Annotated in this window: 17 protein-coding genes; 6 read left to right on the top strand and 11 right to left on the bottom strand. The window is 70.6% G+C overall.

Going from position 1 to position 18,104, the window contains the following annotated elements:
• Positions 1–116: 116 nt before the first annotated feature.
• The gene (locus OG390_RS07845) at positions 117–620 is read right to left on the bottom strand and encodes an Lrp/AsnC family transcriptional regulator (RefSeq protein WP_406166163.1); all 504 of its coding nucleotides are present in this window, start codon (positions 618–620) and stop codon (positions 117–119) included.
• A gap of 123 nt (positions 621–743) precedes the next feature.
• Here OG390_RS07845 and OG390_RS07840 point away from each other — a divergent pair, with 123 nt between their 5' ends.
• Genes OG390_RS07840 through OG390_RS07825 form a run of 4 tightly spaced genes read left to right on the top strand, consistent with a single transcriptional unit; the run spans position 744 to position 4,846 of the window.
• Complete coding sequence (locus OG390_RS07840) at positions 744–1,499, top strand: LytR/AlgR family response regulator transcription factor (RefSeq protein WP_406166161.1); 756 nt, start codon at positions 744–746, stop codon at positions 1,497–1,499.
• 10 nt (positions 1,500–1,509) lie between these two features.
• Positions 1,510–1,869: a hypothetical protein gene (locus OG390_RS07835; protein WP_369244920.1), complete on the top strand. Its 360-nt coding sequence runs from the start codon at positions 1,510–1,512 to the stop codon at positions 1,867–1,869.
• 3 nt (positions 1,870–1,872) lie between these two features.
• Positions 1,873–3,615 (top strand): cation acetate symporter, encoded by a 1,743-nt coding sequence (locus tag OG390_RS07830; RefSeq protein ID WP_406166159.1) that lies wholly within the window; start codon positions 1,873–1,875, stop codon positions 3,613–3,615.
• Positions 3,616–3,640: 25 nt separating this feature from the next.
• On the top strand, positions 3,641–4,846 hold the full coding sequence (locus OG390_RS07825; RefSeq protein ID WP_406166157.1) for a histidine kinase: 1,206 nt from the start codon (positions 3,641–3,643) through the stop codon (positions 4,844–4,846).
• A gap of 3 nt (positions 4,847–4,849) precedes the next feature.
• On the opposite strand, the gene OG390_RS07820 is transcribed toward OG390_RS07825, so the two are convergent.
• The 7 genes from OG390_RS07820 to OG390_RS07790 form a co-directional block, all read right to left on the bottom strand.
• Positions 4,850–5,008, bottom strand: a complete 159-nt coding sequence (locus OG390_RS07820; protein ID WP_406166155.1) for a hypothetical protein — start codon at positions 5,006–5,008, stop codon at positions 4,850–4,852.
• 93 nt (positions 5,009–5,101) lie between these two features.
• Positions 5,102–7,192 carry a protein kinase domain-containing protein gene (locus tag OG390_RS07815; protein ID WP_406166153.1) on the bottom strand — a complete coding sequence of 697 codons (2,091 nt, stop codon included), beginning with the start codon at positions 7,190–7,192 and terminating at the stop codon, positions 5,102–5,104.
• A 39-nt stretch (positions 7,193–7,231) separates the two neighbouring features.
• Positions 7,232–8,962, bottom strand: a complete 1,731-nt coding sequence (locus tag OG390_RS07810; protein ID WP_406166151.1) for a DUF6777 domain-containing protein — start codon at positions 8,960–8,962, stop codon at positions 7,232–7,234.
• Positions 8,963–8,981: 19 nt separating this feature from the next.
• Positions 8,982–9,935 carry a cytochrome c oxidase assembly protein gene (locus tag OG390_RS07805; protein ID WP_406166149.1) on the bottom strand — a complete coding sequence of 318 codons (954 nt, stop codon included), beginning with the start codon at positions 9,933–9,935 and terminating at the stop codon, positions 8,982–8,984.
• Between the two features lie 172 nt (positions 9,936–10,107).
• Positions 10,108–11,133, bottom strand: coding sequence for a 6-phosphofructokinase (locus OG390_RS07800; protein ID WP_399085660.1), 1,026 nt, complete (start codon positions 11,131–11,133; stop codon positions 10,108–10,110).
• A 261-nt stretch (positions 11,134–11,394) separates the two neighbouring features.
• Complete coding sequence (locus OG390_RS07795; protein WP_406166147.1) at positions 11,395–12,123, bottom strand: type 1 glutamine amidotransferase; 729 nt, start codon at positions 12,121–12,123, stop codon at positions 11,395–11,397.
• Positions 12,124–12,142: 19 nt separating this feature from the next.
• Positions 12,143–13,381, bottom strand: a complete 1,239-nt coding sequence (locus OG390_RS07790; protein WP_406166145.1) for a MurT ligase domain-containing protein — start codon at positions 13,379–13,381, stop codon at positions 12,143–12,145.
• A gap of 154 nt (positions 13,382–13,535) precedes the next feature.
• Between OG390_RS07790 and def the strand changes: the two genes are divergently transcribed.
• A complete protein-coding gene (def, locus tag OG390_RS07785; RefSeq protein WP_406166143.1) occupies positions 13,536–14,075 on the top strand; it encodes a peptide deformylase in 540 nt (179 codons plus the stop codon).
• A gap of 90 nt (positions 14,076–14,165) precedes the next feature.
• Here def and OG390_RS07780 read toward each other — a convergent pair whose 3' ends face one another.
• Positions 14,166–14,810 carry a TetR family transcriptional regulator gene (locus OG390_RS07780; protein WP_406166141.1) on the bottom strand — a complete coding sequence of 215 codons (645 nt, stop codon included), beginning with the start codon at positions 14,808–14,810 and terminating at the stop codon, positions 14,166–14,168.
• Between the two features lie 169 nt (positions 14,811–14,979).
• Between OG390_RS07780 and OG390_RS07775 the strand changes: the two genes are divergently transcribed.
• Complete coding sequence (locus OG390_RS07775) at positions 14,980–16,242, top strand: acyl-CoA dehydrogenase family protein (RefSeq protein WP_406166139.1); 1,263 nt, start codon at positions 14,980–14,982, stop codon at positions 16,240–16,242.
• Positions 16,243–16,356: 114 nt separating this feature from the next.
• On the opposite strand, the gene OG390_RS07770 is transcribed toward OG390_RS07775, so the two are convergent.
• A complete protein-coding gene (locus OG390_RS07770; protein WP_399085364.1) occupies positions 16,357–16,878 on the bottom strand; it encodes a cupin domain-containing protein in 522 nt (173 codons plus the stop codon).
• 7 nt (positions 16,879–16,885) lie between these two features.
• A complete protein-coding gene (locus OG390_RS07765; RefSeq protein WP_406166137.1) occupies positions 16,886–18,100 on the bottom strand; it encodes a cytochrome P450 in 1,215 nt (404 codons plus the stop codon).
• Between the last annotated feature and the right edge of the window lie 4 nt (positions 18,101–18,104).

Here is an 18,104-nt window from a genome sequence, read left to right as displayed (position 1 = left end):
TTCCTCCGCTTCCTGCGGTGTCGGCTGGGGGTGCCTCCACGGTAGGAAACGGGGGATACGGGCGACAAGCGACGAGAGCTGCGCGTGTGCGCAGCTTTGCTGCGCAAACGTGGGGTTCAGCGCACGGTTGCTGCGTCATCCGGTGCGGCGTGGGTCGCGCCCGCCTCCGGGGCCTCCGGCAGCAGGTGGGACAGCACCAGGTAGCTGATCGTCTTCCGGATGAAGGGTTCGGCACGGATGCGCTCCAGCACCTCCTCGAAGTGCTCCACGTCCGTGGCGCGCACATGCAGCAGCGCGTCCGCGCCCCCGGTCACCGTCATCGCCGCGGTGATCTCCGGATGGTTGCGCACGACCTCCGCGAGCCGTCGGGGCGGGGCCGCGCCCTCGCAGTAGACCTCCACGTACGCCTCCGTGCGCCAGCCCAGTGCGGCCGGCTTCACCGTGGCCGTGAACCCGGTGATCACGCCGGTCTCACGCAGCCGGTCGACGCGGCGCTTGACTGCGGTGGCGGACAGTCCGATCGCCGCGCCGATCTCCGCGAAGCTCGTCCTGGCATTGGCCATCAGGGCCGTAATGATCTTGCGGTCGAGGTCGTCGAACATCGCGGGCTTGCTGTTCATGGCGGCACTGTATCCAGCGCGCCGCCCAGGCCCCGTCCGGCGCAGCATCGATGCCGCATCCAGCGGCAACGTCCACGCCCCGCACATGTCCAGTCGTACGAATCGCTCTTACACTCCACTCTCATGCTGCGCGCGCTCGCCGTCGACGACGAACAACCGTCCCTCGAGGAACTCCTCTATCTGCTGAACGCCGATCCACGCGTCAGCAACGCCGAGGGGGCGAGCGACGCGACCGAGGCGTTGCGCCGGATCAACCGGGCGCTGGAATCCGGACCCGGCGGACCCGAGGCGATCGACGTCGTCTTCCTCGACATCCACATGCCGGGGCTGGACGGGCTCGACCTCGCCCGGCTGCTCACAGGCTTCGCCCAACCGCCGCTCGTCGTGTTCGTCACCGCCCACGAGGGCTTCGCCGTGCAGGCCTTCGATCTCAAGGCCGTCGACTACGTCCTCAAGCCCGTCCGCCGGGAGCGGCTCGCCGAAGCCGTTCGGCGAGCCGTCCAACTCAGGGACACCGCACCGCTGATTCCCGTGCACGAGCCCGACCCCGACCACATATCCGTCGAACTAGGCGGCGTGACGCGCTTCGTGGCCGTCGAGGACATCACCCACGTCGAGGCGCACGGCGACTACGCCCGCCTGCACACCGCCCAGGGCAGTCATCTCGTGCGCATCCCGCTGTCCACCCTCGAAGAGCGCTGGCGCTCCCGCGGCTTCGTCCGCATCCACCGGCGCCACCTCGTCGCGCTGCGCCACATCGGCGAGCTCAGGCTGGACGCGGGTACCGTGAGCGTCCTCGTCGACTCCGTCGAACTCCAGGTCAGCCGTCGGCACGCGCGCGAACTGCGCGACCTGCTGCTGCGCCGGACCACGAGCTGAGGAGGGCCGCGTGCCGCAGGACCCGACCGAGCGCCGCGTGGTCGTCACCGGCGTGCCCCGGCACACCCGCCGGACGTCCGGCTACTACCGTCCCAGGACCGAGATCGACGAACAGACCACACTCGGCCACACCTACGTCCGTTCTCTGATGCGCAGTCAACTCCGGGTCGCCCTCGTGGTGTTCGCCGTCCTGGTGCTGCTCGTCGGCCCGCTTCCCCTCGTCTTCGCCGCGATGCCTGACGGCGCGAGTCTGGAGTGGGCCGTACTCGGATTCTGCGTGTACCCGCCGCTGGTGCTGCTCGCCCGCTGGTACGTACGCCGGGCGGAGCGCAACGAGAAGGACTTCGTGCGCCTGGTCGAGGACCGCTGAGCCGTGAACCAGAGTTACGCCGTCCCCGCGGTCGCCCTCGTCGTCGTCGCGACCGTCCTGGTCGGCGCCTTCGGCCTGCGCATCTCCCGGACCACCTCCGACTTCTACGTCGCCTCGCGCACCGTGGGCCCCCGGCTCAACGCGGCCGCGATCAGCGGTGAGTATCTCTCGGCCGCCTCCTTCCTGGGCATCGCCGGCCTCGTGCTGGTCCAGGGCCCGGACATGCTCTGGTACCCCGTCGGCTACACGGCGGGCTACCTGGTGCTGCTGCTGTTCGTCGCGGCCCCGCTGCGCCGCTCGGGCGCGTACACCCTGCCGGACTTCGCCGAGGCACGGCTCGGCTCGGGGGCGGTGCGACGGCTGGCCGGTGCCTTCGTCGTCGGCGTCGGCTGGCTGTATCTGCTGCCCCAACTGCGAGGCGCGGGGCTGACGCTGGCCGTGCTGACCGACGCGCCCGACTGGTTCGGCGGAGTGCTCGTCGCCGTCGTCGTGGTCGCCACCGTCGCCGCGGGCGGCATGCGCAGCATCACCTTCGTGCAGGCGTTCCAGTACTGGCTCAAGCTCACCGCCCTGCTGGTCCCCGCGCTCTTCCTGGTCCTCGCCTGGCAGGCCCACGGCGGACCCCGCGACGCCTTCGACGAACCGGCGACCTTCCGCGAACAGCGTGTCGTACGCGTCGACGACACCCTCGACCTGAAGCTCTCCAGGCCGCTGGGCGTCACGGCCACGGGCGGCGTCGACGGACGGCGGTACGAAGGCGAGCGCGTCGAACTCCCCGCGGGCGTCCACCACATCGAGCGCGGCGCCCGGCTCACCTTCACCAAGGGCGACCCGGTCCCGGTGGCCGACCGCGGCAGCAACGGCGGCATGTCGACCTCGCTGGCTGCCGGGCGCGAGGAACGCCCGCTGTACGCCACGTACGGACTGATCCTCGCCACCTTCCTCGGCACGATGGGACTGCCGCACGTGGTCGTCCGCTTCTACACCAGCCCGCACGGCGTCGCCGCCCGCCGCACCACGGTCGCCGTGCTCGGTCTGATCGGCGCCTTCTACCTTCTCCCGCCCGTCTACGGGGCGTTGGGTCGGCTGTACGCCCCCGAGCTCACCCTCACCGGGGACGCGGACGCCGCGGTGCTGCTGCTGCCCGACCGGATGATCGGCGGCGTCGGCGCGGACCTCCTGGGCGCACTGGTGGCGGGCGGCGCCTTCGCGGCGTTCCTGTCGACCGCGTCCGGACTCACCATGGCGGTGGCGGGCGTGCTCACGCAGGACGTGCTGCCCACGCGTGGGGTACGGCACTTCCGGCTCGGCACCGTGATCGCGATGGCCGTGCCGCTCGGGGCGAGCGTGCTGGTGGGCGGGCTGCCGGTGGCCGATGCGGTGGGGCTCGCGTTCGCCGTCTCCGCCTCCTCCTTCTGCCCCCTGCTGGTGCTCGGCATCTGGTGGCGGCGGCTGACCCCGCCGGGCGCGGCCACCGGGATGCTCATCGGCGGCGGCTCCGCGCTGGTCGCGGTCGGCGCGACCATGGCGGGTTATCCGGGCACAGGTTCCCTGCACGCACTCCTGGCCTGGCCCGCTCTGTGGTCGGTGCCGCTCGGATTCGTGACGATGATGCTCGTGTCACTGGCCACGCCGGGACGGGTGCCGGCCGGGACGGCGGCGATTCTGGCCCGGTTCCACCTGCCTGAGGAACTGGCCGGCGCTCAGGTGCGCACCGCGGTGAGCGCCAAGGAGGCCGGGGCGTGAGGGGCTTCGCGAACGAGGCCGAGACATGAGCGGATTCCTCGCCGGGCTCTGTGTCGCCGTACTGCCGTTGCTCGCCGCCGGGTTCTGGCTCGGCAGGCACACCGCGCGGCCCGAGAGCCTCGGCGGGCTCGGCACCCCCGTCGAGCACGCCACCTTCGAGACCCTGCACACCGCTTCGCTCGCCGCGCCCCCGCTGCGGGCGGGCCTCACCGGGGAGACGGCGGGCAGGTCCGCGCGACGGCTGCGCACGCTGCTCGGCACGGACGCGCTCTGCCTCACCGATCAGGAGACGGTCCTCGCCTGGGACGGCGTGGGGGAGCACCACCGCGCCGAGATCATGGAGCGGCTCGGCGGATCGTTGGAGACCGGCCGTGGCGAGGCCTTCCGGCTGACGTGCGAGGAACCCGACTGTCCGCTGCGCTGGGCCGTCGTCGCGCCGCTCACCGTCGACGAACGGGTGCACGGGGCGCTCGTCGCCTGCGCGCCCCGTGAGTCCGCCGTCCTCGTACGGGCCGCCGGCGAGGTCGCCCGCTGGGTCTCCGTGCAACTGGAACTCGCCGACCTCGACCAGTCCCGTACTCGGCTGATCGAGGCCGAGATCAAGGCACTCCGCGCCCAGATATCACCGCACTTCATCTTCAACTCGCTCGCGGTGATCGCCTCGTTCGTCCGCACCGATCCCGAGCGCGCCCGCGAACTGCTTCTGGAATTCGCCGACTTCACCCGCTACTCGTTCCGCCGACACGGCGACTTCACCACGCTCGCCGACGAACTGCACGCCATCGACCACTACTTGGCCCTGGTCAGAGCCCGCTTCGGGGAGCGTCTGTCGGTCACCCTGCAGATCGCGCCCGAGGTGCTGCCGGTCGCGCTGCCCTTCCTCTGTCTCCAGCCCCTCGTCGAGAACGCCGTCAAGCACGGCCTGGAGGGCAAGACCGACAAGAGCCACATCAGCATCACGGCTCAGGACGCGGGCGCCGAGGCGCTGGTCGTCATCGAGGACAACGGCGCCGGAATGGACCCCGACCGGCTGCGCCGCATCCTGGCCGGAGAGGTCAGCCCCTCCGGCGGCATCGGGCTGTCCAACGTCGACGAACGCCTGCGCCAGGTGTACGGGGACGACCACGGCCTCGTCATCGAGACGGCGGTGGGGGCCGGCATGAAGATCACCGCCCGGCTGCCCAAGTACCAGCCGGGCGTGCACTCGGCGGGACGGCTGCCCCGGGAGTGACCCTCACGTACTGCGCGAGGCCACCATCCCCAGCGTGATCAGGCCGAGGACCACCCAGCCGAACCACAACCAGCCGTTGCTGCCGAGCGCCACCGTGTAGGCCGTCACCACGACCAGCCCACTCACGGTGATCACGCCCATCGCCTTCGTCGAACCGGGCATCGCGACACCCTCCTCCAGGCGGGTCCGCGACGCGGGCCGCGGCCTTGGGCCCATTTTCACCCGGAGGGAGGTGGTTCGCCAGGGCCGGGCGGCCTACGGGTCCGCGTGCATGAGGGTTTTGTCCAGGCGCTCGATGCTGCAGACCACCAGGTACGTGCCCTTCGACCAGATTCCCATGCTGCGCAGGCCGTGACTCCAGTAGGTGGTACGGCTGTAGTGGTGCTTCTCGGGTGGGGCGTCTTTCTCGCACTGTGCGTTCGCCTGTTCCAAGGGATCCTGATCCGGCGCGTAGCTCGTGAGATGCGTGATGTCGACGACGCGCCCGACGTGCTCCTTGTCGCAGGCGACCAGCTCGTAGTGCTCCTTGACCCGTGCGTCGCCGTCGACGTGACCGAGGCAGTCCCCCCGCTGTATCTGGGTGGCGTCCGTGAAGGTCATCCCGAAGGGGCGGAGGTCGCCCAGGGGGCCGTACACCGGGCCGTCCTTCCCGACCAGCAGGCACGCGACGGTGCCCCCGGTGGCGGCGAAGCCCTCGCGGGTGGGGACGACGGCCATGCTGCGCACGTTCCAGGCGAGCCTGCCCGCGGTCTTCTTCGTCCGCTCCAAGCACTGGTTCTCGCCCTGGCGTTGCGCGACCTCGAATGAGGGGGCCTTGTACAGCGCCATCACCTGCCCGTCGGGGCGCAGGGCCTTGCAACTCGGATCCAGCGTCAGACGCGGGACACCCGTCGCCTTCCAGGGGGCGGGATCGCCGAGGACGCAGTCGGCCTCGTGGAGCGGTTCGGACAGTCCCACCTCGGCGCCGTACGGCAGCTCGGCCTTGTGCGCCATCGCGTACCAGAGGCCGCCGGCCGTCAGCCCGAGCGCGAGGAGCACCGCCGCCACGGCTTGCAGGGCGCGCGGGCGCTTGCGCCGACGTCGGCCTCCGGGCCCTGGCGCGGGAGAGGGCGGCGCCCCGGCCCAGGGCGGGCCGAACCCCTGGCCCGGCGGAATGTACGCGCCCGGTCCCGGTGCGGTCGGGGTGTACGCACCCGGCGCCTGGGCGGTGGGGGCGTACGCGGCCGGTGCGGCGAAGCCCTGGTCGCGGGCCGGGCCGCCGGGACCCATGACCGTGGGCGTGTACGCGGCCGGTGCGGCTGGCCCTTGGTCTCCCACCGCGCCGCCGGGACCCATGGCCGCGGGCGTGTACGAGGCCGGTGCGGCGAGGCCCTGGTCTCCCACCCCGCCGCCACCGGGACCCGAAAACCCGTCGGAGGCGACGAGACCTGCCCAGGGCGGTTGCGAGCCCGTGTCGACCCGAGTCGGTGGATGCGGCTCGGGTGTGATGATCCTGGCCAGCGCCGCCGCCACGTCCTCCGCGCAGATCCGCCGGGCGGGATCCTTGACGAGGAGTGCCTCGACGACCGACCGCAGCGCCCCGGCCCGCCGGGGTGGCGGCGGCTTCTCAAGGACCACGGCGGTGATGGCGGCCAGATCGGTGTCGCGGTCGAACGGCCCGTGGCCCTCCACGCCGAAGTACAGGGTGCAGCCCAGCGAGAACAGGTCGGCCGCCGCGGTCGGCGGTCCGCCCGTGGCCCGCTCCGGTGCCAGATAGCCGGCCGTGCCCACCAGGATGGACGTCCTGGTCCAGCGGGTCTCGGGGGAGTCCGGCTGGACGGAGATGCCGTAGTCGGTGAGCAGGATCCGGGCGCCCGGTGTGCCCGTGCGGTCCGGAGCGAGCAGGATGTTGGCGGGTTTCACGTCCCGGTGCATGATGCCGCGCTCGTGCCCGGCGGTCAGGGCGTCCAGCACCGCGAGGCCCATGCGGGCGCACTCGGCGGGGGCCAGCGGTCCGCGCCGGGCGAGCCGGGCGCGCAGATCCTCCGCGCCCGCCACGTACTCCATCACGATCCACGGCAGGCCCTCGTGCTCCAGGACGTCGTGCACGGTCACCACGTGCGGGTGCCCGCGCAGCACCGCCGCGTGCCGTGCCTCGGCGCGGGCGCGCGCGATGCGGGACTCGTGCTCCTCACCGCCTCCCGGCATGGTGCGGAACCTGATCTCCTTGAGTGCGACATCGCAGTCGAGCCGCTGGTCGTGGGCGAGCCACACATGGCCCATCCCACCCGAGCCGACCTGGTCCAGCAGCCGATACCGGCCGGCGATGATCCTGCCCACTCCCGATTGCGGTGATCCTGGTGCCATCCGGTTGCTCCCCGGGTTCTGCGCTGGTTCGTACGCGGATCAGGACGTGCCTCCGGTGAGCCCACCGGAGTCGGTCGCGTCGGTCGCGGAGGAGGGGGCACCGGTCGCGGAGTCGCTGAGGCCGGGGTCGACCGAGGAGGATCCGCTCGCCCCCGGCGCGCCGCTGTCCGTCGACTCGATGGGGGGCGGGGCGGTCGAGACCGATTCCGAGGGGGTCGCCGCATCGCTCGTCGGCGTGTTCGGCGCGGTGGTGTCCGATACGGGTGGCGAGTCCGTGCCGCCGGTCGTCGGTGTCGTGTTCGTCGTCGATGGCGTCGTGCCGGGGCCGGTGCTGGACTCGCCCGGACCGGTGCTCGACGCGCCGGGACTGGTAGCGGATTCATCCGGTCCGGTGCTGGACCCGCCCGGTACGGTGCTGGACTCGTCGGGTCCGGTGCTGGACCCGCCCGGTCCGGTGCTGGACTCGTCGGGTCCGGTGCTCGAATCGTCCGGACCCGTGGTCACGCCGCCAGAATCCTGCGGAGTGCTCTGCCCGCCGTCGTCGGACTGCACGAACAGCGTCACGGAGGCGCCCCACTCCAGCGTGCTGCCCTGTACAGGCTCTGAGGCAGTGACCTGGGCGTCGTCCGGCGGCAGGGAGTCGTCGCCGTATGCCAGGGCCAGCCCTGCGTCGGTGAGGTTCTGCGCCGCCTGGGCGAACGTCATGCCGGTGACGGTCGGCACGGTCTGTTCCGCGTGCGGGTCGAAGGACGTGTCGTCACCGTCGGCGCCCAGCTCGCGGGCGATCCCGCGATCGGGGTCGTTGACGTCGATGAGCTGCAGCCGGTCGATCTCGGGGTTCCCGGGCGGCGTCTCGACGATCACGATGTGGTCCTGCTGATATCCGGACCACTTCTTGTTTCCGTCCTTGAACTGCACCGAGGTCTTTTTGATGTTCACCTCGGAAGGACGCAGCGGATTCCCGCAGGAGCACTTCACGGCGGGCAACCCCTGCTTATCGACCAGAATCGCGATTCCCGCCTGCAGCAAGGCGTCGAAAGGGACGGCCTTGCCGTGCTTGTACTCGTGATTCGTCACCAGAGTGTCGTGGCGCAACACAACAGGTGTGAGTTGATCAATGTAATGCGGGATCTCGGCGGTGCCGATATGCAGGACTCGCGCCCATTCCCGCGCCTTCGCGGAGTTCTCGGGAGCGGTGAGGAATTTCTTCAGCTTTGCCACGACGCAGGTGCCCGGCTTGGTCGACCCGCCGAACTCACCGGTGGCCCCACCGCCATCATCCTGTCCTGGCGAACCGTTGTCCCCGCCGCCGCCCGTCCCGTCTCCGCCGGTGCCGCCGCCCGTCCCGTCTCCGCCGGTGCCGTCCCCGCCCGTCGCGTCTCCGCCCGGGCCGTTCCCGCCGCCCGGTGTGCCCCCGTACAGCCCCGGACTGTTGCTGGCCTGTACCCCGCCGGCCGGTCGTGCCTCGGGGACGTGGGTGTCCCTGCCGAGCTTGCCGTCCTCCTTGAAGAAGGGATTGGCCTGCGAAATTCCCGCGGCCACGGCACGCACGACGAACAATTGATCGGATTTGCTGCACCCGCTGACTATCAGCACGGAAACCAGCAGTAGAGCGATCCTGCGGGCTGCCGATATCCCAGCCCTTTGCATGGATGCACGAAATGTCATGACCGCTCCCCCTGCGGTTTCCCCCGTGGACCCCGCGCACCGGAAGACCGGACGCTGGGGCTTCGCATTCCATGCTACTGAATGGAAACGGCTTTCACGCAACGCGAAGAGAAAAGTTAATTCAGCGACCGCGTGCGTTGAGTGAGGCCAGATAGGCGTTGTACGCCTCGAGTTCCTTGTCGCCGTCGCGGTCCGCCGCCCGGTCCGCGCGCTTGGCCTGCCGCTGCTCGGAGCCGTACCACTGGAACAGTAGCGCGATCAGTACGAGGACGGAGGGGATCTCGCTGAACGCCCAGGCGATACCGCCCGCCGCGTTCTGGTCGGCGAGCGCGTCGATGCCGAGCGAGGCGGGGGGGTTCTTGTACGTCTCGACCATCGGGGAGGACGCCATCATCAGTGCGATGCCGAAGAACGCGTGGAACGGCATGCCCGCGAACAGCTCCAGCATCCGCAGGAGATAGCCGCGGCGGTGCGGGCCCGGGTCAACGCCCATGATCGGCCAGAAGAAGACCAGGCCGACCGCGAGGAAGTGACACATCATCGCGATGTGGCCCGCCTTGGAGCCCATCAGGAAGTCGAAGATCGGCGAGAAGTACAACGCGTACAGGCTCGCGATGAACAGCGGGATGGTGAACGCGGGGTGCGTGATGATCCGCATGTACCGGCTGTGCAGGAGCATCAGCAGCAGCTCACGCGGTCCCTTGTTGCCCCGCTTCGCCGCGACCGGCAGCGCGCGCAGCGCCAGTGTGATCGGCGCCCCGAGCAGGATCAGGATCGGCGACAGCATGCTGATCACCATGTGCTGGACCATGTGCACGCTGAACATGACCATGCCGTAGTCGTTCAGCTTGGTGCACATCACGAACATCACGGTCAGCACACCGACGACGAAGGCGGCGGTTCGGCCCCACGACCACTTGTCGCCGCGCCGCTTGAGCCGCACGACCCCCCAGCCGTACAGGCCGAGCCCCACCAGGCAGGCGACGAGGAAGAACGGGTCCGTGGACCATTCGAGCCCCCGCCCCAGCGTGAACGGCGGCAGATCCATGGTCATGCCGTGCCCGCTGTGATCCATCGGCCGGCTCCTGATTCGTACGGGTTGTGCTGTCTGTCCGCACCAGACTAGGACCGACCCCCGTCACTGTGGTGACCGGGGTCGGTACCAGCGCCTCTGACAGGGCTGTGACCGCCTGCGGCTCCGCCGCGCGGGCGCGATCAGCCGGACGCACCCGCAACCCGCCGAACCTCTAGAGCACGCACTCCGCTTCGGCGTACCGCTCGTCGGGAACCGTCTTGAGGGTCTCCACGGCCTCGGCGAGCGACACCATGACGATGTCGGTCCCGCGCAAGGCGGTCATCCGGCCGAACTCCCCACGGTGCACCGCCTCCACCGCGTGCCAGCCGAACCGCGTCGCGAGGACACGGTCGTACGCGGTCGGCGTGCCGCCGCGCTGCACGTGCCCGAGGATCACCGGACGGGCCTCCTTGCCGAGCCGCTCCTCCAGCTCCAGCGAGAGCTGCCGGGCGATCCCGGCGAAGCGCTCGTGCCCGTAGATGTCCTTGCCGCCCTCGTCGAACTCCATCGTGCCCGCGCGAGGCTTGGCGCCCTCGGCGGCCACGACGATGGCGAACCGCTTGCCCGCCTCGAAGCGCTCGCCGACCTTGGCGGCCAACTCCTCGATGTCGAAGGGGCGTTCCGGTACGACGATGGCGTGGGCGCCGGCCGCCATGCCAGAGTGCAGAGCGATCCAGCCGGTGTGGCGGCCCATGACCTCCACGATCAGGACACGCTGGTGGGACTCGGCGGTGGTCTTCAGCCGGTCCAGTGCCTCGGTCGCGACGCCGACGGCCGTGTCGAAGCCGAAGGTGACGTCCGTGACGGCGATGTCGTTGTCGATGGTCTTCGGAACGCCGACGATGGGCAGCCCGCTGTCGCTCAGCAGCCGGGCCGCCTTGAGGGTGCCCTCGCCGCCGATCGGGATGATCGCGTCGAGGCCCAGTTCCGCGACATGGCCCTTGGCCCGCTCCACGCCGTCACGCAGATGTGCCGGCTGGACCCGGGAGGAGCCGAGCATGGTGCCGCCGCGAGCCAGGATGCCGCTCACCGCGTCGAGGTCGAGCTTGAGGTAGTCGCACTCCAGGAGGCCCTTCCAGCCGTCCCGGAAGCCGATGACCTCGTCGCCGTGGTCGACGACGGCACGGTGCACGACGGACCGGATGACGGCGTTCAGGCCGGGGCAGTCGCCGCCGGACGTGAGGACACCAATGCGCATAGCCCGAAATACCTTCTCAACGTGGGCCGGAGACCGGACCACGCTGTCCGGCTGGACCCCGCCACCCTACCGGCGGCAGGGGGCGGGTCCGCATCGTGCGTCCGCCTGCTGGACGCGCCCGCACACGTGAGCGGAGGCATTGTCAGACGGGCTCCCGCCGGCGCCCTGCGGAACCGTTTCTCGAGCGGGCCGCGCGGGCCTCCAGCCGGTCCGGCAGGCTGCTGTCCGGCTGTGTTCACGCAGGCTGCTGCGCAACTGTGTTCACGCAGGCTGCTCCGCAGCCGCGATGCGCTCGTTGCGCAGCGCCTCGTACCACCGGTCGTCGATCGGCGGCAGCGCGTTCACGTCGAGCGCCAGCTTCAGCAGCAGGTCGGCGATCTGCGGGTTGCGGGCGAGGACAGGGCCGTGCATGTACGTGCCGAAGACCGTGTCGTTGTACGCGCCCTCGGTGCCGTCGCCCGTGCCGTTGCCCTTGCCGAGCCGCACGTTCGCGAACGGGCGGGCGGTAGGGCCGAGGTGGGTCACACCCTGGTGGTTCTCGAAGCCGGTCAGCTGGGGCAGGCCCAGGCGCGGGTCGATGTCCGCGAGGACATCGCCGACGCACCGCTCGCCCTCCCCGCGCACCGAGACCACGTCGAGCAGGCCGAGACCCGGCTCGCGCTGGCCGAGGTCGTTGACGAACTCGTGGCCGAGGATCTGGTAGCCGGCGCAGACCGAGAAGACGATCGCGCCGTTGCCGACCGCGCGGTGCAGACCGCCGTCGCGGCGCAGGCGCTCCGCGGCGAGCCGCTGCGGCCGGTCCTCGCCGCCGCCGATCAGATAGATGTCGCCGGAGGTCGGGATCGGCTGGTCGCTGCGCACGTCGAGGCGGGCCACGTCGAGGCCGCGCTGACGGGCCCGGCGCTCCACGACGAGCGCGTTGCCCTGGTCGCCGTAGGTGCTCAGCAGGTCCGGGTAGATCCACACCAGACGCAGGCTGTTGTCACTCATCTTCTTCGTCCTCCGTGGCTCAGTTGCCGACACGACGCCGCAGATCCTGGAAAGCGGTGTAGTTCGCGATGACCTCGATGCGTCCCGGCGGTGCCATCTGCACGGCCTGGTCGAGGTTCTCGCAGACCTGGAAGTGCTGGTTGGCGACTTCCAGGCGCACGGCCAGATCCAGCTTCCGGTCGCCGAGAACGAAGATCGGGTGCCCGGTCAGACGCGTGTAGTCGACGTCCCACAGCCAGGAGGTGTCCGTGCCGTCGGCGCCGCGCGCGTTCACGGACAGGATGACCGGGGTCGGCGGCGGGTCGATCAGGGAGAACGTCTCCAGCCAGCCCGCGGGGTTCTTGGCGAGCAGCAGCCGCAGGTCGCGCTGCATGAACTGCACCACGTCGTAGCGCCCGGCCACGGCCTGCACCTGGTGCATGCGCTCCAGGGCGACCTGCGGGGGGACTCCGAAGACCGCGGCGACGGCGGCCGACGAGGCGGCGTTCGCCTTGTTGGCGCGGCCCGGCAGCTGCAGGTGGATCGGCCAGGCCGAGCCGTGCGGGTCGAGGACGTGGTCGCCGGACAGCGCCCAGGTCGGCGTCGGCCGGCGGAAGCCGCACTCGCCGCAGAACCAGTCGTCGCCGGGGCGCTGCATCACACCGCCGCAGGACGGGCAGGACCAGGCGTCGTCCTTCCACATCTGACCGGCCGCCACCCACATGACGTTCGGTGAGGAGGACGCGGCCCACACGACCAGCGGGTCGTCGGCGTTGGCCACCACGACGGCCTTGGAACCGGCCAGGCCCTCGCGCCAGTGCTCGGCCATCATCCGGGTCTCGGCGGCTCGGTCGAGCTGGTCGCGGGAGAGGTTGAGCAGCGCGATGCACTTGGGGTCGGTGTCGCGCGCGACTCCGGAGAGGTACTTCTCGTCGACCTCTATGACCGCGTACTTGGCGTCCGAACCGCCCGCGAGCGCCGAGGTGATACCGGCCGGCATGTTCGCACCCAGGGCGTTCGACACGACCGGGCCCGCGGCACGCAGCGCCTCCGCGATCAGCCGGGTGGTGGTGGTCTTGCCGTTGGTGGCCGAGACCAGGATCACGTCCAGGTGTGTGGCCAGCCGGGCCAGCAGGTCGGGGTCGAGCTTGAGTGCCACCCGGCCGCCGATCACCGATCCGCTGCCGCGTCCGGCGGCACGCGAGACGGCCGCTGCCGCCTTGCCCGCCGTCACGGCCAGCTTGGCCCGCGGCGTCAGCGGGTCCGAGTTGCCTGACATCGTTTCTCGATCCTCCTTGCGTACGCGCCGCGCCTCTGCCCCCGGCACCGTGTGGGCCTCAGCCTATCGAGATCCACTCACGCGCCCGAATCGCGGCACCACCACGGCGCCCGCGCGACATGCGCGCGCCATCAAGGACCGTACCCTTGCCGCCATGCGACACGGCTCCATCCCGGGCACCCACGGGCGCGTCCGGCCCCTTACGCTGCTCGGCGACCCCATCCTGCACACACCGTGTGAAGACGTCACCGAGTTCGGCCCCCAACTCGCGCAACTCGTCGAGGACATGTTCGCGACGATGTACGCCGCACAGGGCGTTGGCCTCGCGGCCAACCAGGTCGGTGAGTCGCTGCGGGTGTTCGTGTACGACTGCCCCGACGACGAGGATGTCCGCCACATGGGACATGTGGTGAACCCACGCCTTGTCGAGGCGGACGGTGTGGTGCTCCGGGGCCCGGAGGGTTGCTTGTCGCTTCCGGGACTGGAGGCGGGGACCGAGCGGTACGACCACGCGGTCGTCGAGGGGTTTACCGTGACCGGCCGGCCGGTGAGCGTGCACGGCACCGGCTGGTTCGCGCGGTGCCTGCAGCACGAGTGCGATCACCTTGACGGCGGGGTGTACGTGGACCGGCTCACCGGGTGGCGGCGTCGGCGGGTCATGCGCCGGGCGGCGCGGGCGTCCTGGAGCCGCTGAGTTCTGTCGGCCGGCCGGGGGCCGGCCGTGGCTCGTCGCGCCCACGCGGCGGAGCCGCACAATGTCACAGCCCGGCGCCCTGTGCCGGGCTCAGAACCCAGGACCGCCGATCTTGTCTCCCGCCGCAGCAAGGCGGCCCCAGAGCAGGTCGGCCAGACTCCGCACCAACTCGGCCCGGGAACACGGCCGTTCCCCGAGCCACCAGTCCCCGGCGGCATGCATCATGCCGACGATCCCGTGGCCCCACACCCGGGCGAGCTGCTGGCTGCCGGGGCCGAGGTCGACGCGCTCCTCGATGACCTCGGCGAGCTCCTCGCCCATGCGGCGCAGCAACGGCGCGGAGTGCTTGCCCACGTCGAAACCCTGGTCGCCCGGCTGGCCGCCCTCCGCCGGATGCATGAGGAAACGGTAGACCTGTGGGCGTGCCTCGATGGCCGTCAAATAGGTGTCGAGTGTCGACTCGACCCGCTCCCGGCGCTCGGCCGGCGCGTCCAGTGCCGCCCGTAGCGCTCCGAGGAGGGCGTCGGTGTGCCGCTTGGCGAGCGCGGCGTAGAGTCCGCCCTTGTCGCCGAAGTGGCGGTACAGGATCGGCTTGGTGATGCCTGCCTCGGCGGCGATGGCGTTCATCGATGCCCCGGGGCCGTCGCGGAGCACCACCCGGTCGGCGGCTTCCAGCAGCTCGCGTCGGCGGCGGTCGGCGGACCTCTGCTGATCGGTCCGCTGTGTGGTGTCCATGTGCTCTCCCCACCCGTGGTGATTCGGTGACGCCTGCGCAAACTAACACTCGTCGGCGTATGGGTATCGAACGGGCTACCGAGCGCGGCTCGGGAGTTGACTTTTCCTACTGGTCAGTAACACACTCCAGTTACCGCAAGTAACACCTTAGTGCAGCGCTGGAGGAGACATGGCCGAGTTCACCATGGAGCTCAACGACGAACAGAAGGAGGTCCGGGACTGGCTGCACGGCTTCGCCGCCGATGTGATCCGCCCCGCGGCCGCCGAATGGGACGAGCGCGAAGAAACTCCCTGGCCGGTCATTCAGGAGGCCGCGAAGGTCGGCATCTACTCCCTCGACTTCTACGCCCAGCAGTACTTCGACCCCACCGGCCTCGGCATACCGATGGCCATGGAGGAGCTGTTCTGGGGCGACGCGGGCATCGCCCTCTCCATCGTCGGCACCGGCCTCGCCGCCGTGGGCGTCCTCGCCAACGGCACCGAGGAGCAGATCGGCACCTGGATTCCCCAGATGTACGGCGACACCAACGATGTCAAGGTCGCGGCCTTCTGCTCCTCCGAGCCCGACGCCGGCTCGGACGTCGCCTCGATGCGGACGCGCGCCGTCTACGACGAGGCCAAGGACGAGTGGGTCCTCAACGGCACCAAGACCTGGGCGACCAACGGCGGCATCGCCAACGTCCACGTCGTCGTCGCGGTCGTCGACCCCGAGCTGGGCTCCAAGGGGCACGCCTCCTTCATCGTCCCGCCGAACACACCGGGCCTCTCCCAGGGGCAGAAGTTCAAGAAGCACGGCATCCGCGCCTCGCACACCGCCGAGGTCGTCCTGGAGAACGTCCGCATCCCCGGCTCCTGCCTCCTCGGCGGCAAGGAGAAGCTCGACGACCGCCTGGCCCGCGCCCGCGAGCGCGCCAAGGCGGGCGGCATGGGGGTCCCCCCGCTCGAGCGAAGCCGAGAGTGGGGGAGCGTGAAGAACGCCGCGATGGCGACGTTCGAGGCGAGCCGCCCGGCGGTGGGTGCCATGGCGGTGGGTACCGCTCGGGCCGCGTACGAGGTGGCCCTCGACTACGCGAAGACGCGTGAGCAGTTCGGGCGGCCGATCATCGACAACCAGGGGGTTGCCTTCCAGCTCGCCGACATGCGGACGTCGATCGACGCGGCGCGGTTGCTGGTGTGGCGCGCCTCCTGGATGGCGATCAACGGCAGGCCGTTCACCGCGGCCGAGGGGTCCATGTCGAAGTTGTTCGCCAGCGAGACCGCGAAGAAGGTGACCGCGCAGGCGATCCAGATCCTGGGCGGCAATGGCTACACCCGGGAGTATCCGGTCGAGCGGATGCACCGGGACGCGGCCATCTACACGATCTTCGAGGGTACGAGTGAGGTCCAGCGGCTCGTGATTGCCCGCACGCTGTCCGGGATGCCGATCCGCTGAGCGGCCTCGGGGGCGTGCCTCACTTCCCCGAGGCCGCTTGGAGGTCCCACTCGGGCCGCGGGCCGGATGTGGCCGGCCGCGCAGTTCCCGGCGAGCCTGTTGGGGTGCTCCTGGTCACCGGAGCTTCAAGGGTGTGAGCTGCTCGATGTCGTACCTTGCCCGCAGCTCCTCGATCGCCGCCTGGTCGGGCGGGCCCCCCGACCCGAGGATCTCCAACAGCTCGTCGAAGTACCGCTCGTGGTCCGGCGGTGGTGACGCCTGGAAGAACATCTTCGCCGGGGTCTCGGTGGGGTTGGAGAAGGCATGCGGGCAGCCCGGGGGCACGACGATGACCGTGCCTGGGGTCGCCCGGACCACCCGGCTGCCCGAGCTGGACTCCCACTTCTGCCAGTTGTCGGGGGTCCGTATCCGCGGCTCGAAGGCGAGCACGTCCAGCTCGCCTTCGAGCACATAGAACAACTCCTCACTGCGCGTGTGCACATGCGCGCCGACGTCGAAGCCGGGCGGCACGCGCACCTCGAAGGTGGACGCCGTGCGCGAGTGCGAGCCGGTCACCTTGAACGTCACGTGCTGCGCGGGCGTCTGCACCACGCGCCCGTGACCCGGCGGCACGAGCAACCCTTCGCTCGTTGTCATCGGCCGCTCACCACGTCACGGGCAGGGCCTCGGGGCCACGGATCAACGCACCCTTCCTGAAGGGGACCTGATCCGCCGGCACGGCGAGCCGCAGTCCCGGGATCCGGTCGAGCAGCACGTCGACCATGAGCTCGGACTCCAGCCTGGCCAGCATCCCGCCCGGGCAGTAGTGCGGGCCGAAGCCGAACGCCGCATGCGGGTTGGGGTTGCGCGCGAAGTCGATGGTCTCCGGGTCCGGGAAGACGTCGGGGTCACGGTTCGCGGCCAGGTACGACACGTAGATCGCGTCGCCCGCTCGGATCCGGACACCTCTGATCTCGACGTCCTCCAACGCGATCCGCGACAGCCCGACCGCATTACGGTGCGGGATGTAGCGGAGCAGCTCGTCGATGGCCCGGGGGCGGATCTCCGGCTCGGCCCGCAGCTGTTCGGCCAGGTCCGGGCGGGTCAACAGGATGTAGAACAGCTGGCCGCTGTTGTTGGTGACCGCCTCGCCGCCGATCTGGAGGAGCACGGCGAGCCCCACGGCCTCGTCGAGCGTGATCCCGTCCCTGCCCACGGCGGCGCCCAGCAGCGAGGCGATGTCCTCGCCGATGCTGTCGCGCCGATCGCCGATGAGCCTCGCGAAGTACGCGCTCATCTCCTCCTTGGCCTTCTCGCTGACCTCGGCGCCGTGCGACGAGGACAGGATCAGCTGAGTCCAGGTGTGCATGCCCTGCCGGTCGATGGCCGGGACGCCCATCAGCTCGCAGATGACGGCGATGGGGAAGGGGCTCAGGACCGTCGCGGTGAGGTCGGCGGGCGGCCCGTCCTGGAGCAGCTCGTCGACCAGCTCGTCGAGCATCCGCCGGGACTTCTCCCGCACCCGCTCCACGCCGCGCGCCGTGAAGGCGGCGGCCACCGAGCGGCGCAGCCGCGTGTGGTCGGGCGGATCCAGGAAGCCCACCGCGCCCCGGGCCGGGATGAAGTGCGGGGCGAGCCGGGTCACCGGCTGGTTCATGACCGCCTCACGGCTGAACCGGGCGTCGTTGGCCACCATGCGCACGTCGTCGTACCGCGTCACCAGCCACGCCCAGCCCTCGCCGTTGGGCAGTTGGATCCGGGTGACCGGGCCCTCCCGTATCAGCGTGGCGAGGACCGGGTCGAAGTCCACGCCGGTCAGGTCGACGGCCGGCCAGGGGCGGACGGGTGGCTGTGCTTCGGTGAGGGTGTCTTCGCTCATGCCC

The sequence above is a fragment of the Streptomyces sp. NBC_00996 genome (assembly GCF_045162675.1).
In the GTDB taxonomy this organism is placed as follows: Bacteria; Actinomycetota; Actinomycetes; order Streptomycetales; family Streptomycetaceae; genus Streptomyces.
The sequence above is the reverse complement of the archived record's forward strand: the minus strand, read 5'-3'. Positions and strand labels throughout refer to the sequence as shown.